Raw genomic sequence first — 368 nt, forward strand, 5'->3', positions numbered from 1 at the left:
GTAGGAGATGCTATAAGAGGTAAATTAACGGGACAATATATAGTTCAGGCTTCGCAAGACGGAATTACAAGGGCAAGACTGTATGGGAACAAGACGGGAAAAGATATTGAGGAGTTTGTATTGAATAACCTCCAAGAGCATTCTGTCAGGCTTGATTATGGCAACTTGAGCATTGAGAAGTTCACAGAAAAGTACGAACTACATTGTGATTTAGAGCATTTAAAGAAGTTGGATGCGATGCATCCACCTGCGTTGGAGGTAGAACAACCAGCGTTAAAACAAAAGCTAACAGAGCCAACGAAAGTAGTTTTAAATGAACCTAGCCCAAGAAATAATATAAATCGTGGTTTTGAAATGTAACATCCAAT

Annotated in this window: 1 protein-coding gene; it reads left to right on the top strand. The window is 38.9% G+C overall.

Annotation, left to right across the window (positions count from 1 at the left end):
- Positions 1–360 (top strand): hypothetical protein (locus tag SB749_RS18860; protein WP_410711647.1); only part of this gene is annotated, 360 nt, incomplete at its 5' end.
- Positions 361–368 lie beyond the last annotated feature (8 nt).

It is taken from the genome of Brevibacterium sp. SIMBA_078, assembly GCF_046534565.1.
Lineage (GTDB): Bacteria > Actinomycetota > Actinomycetes > Actinomycetales > Brevibacteriaceae > Brevibacterium.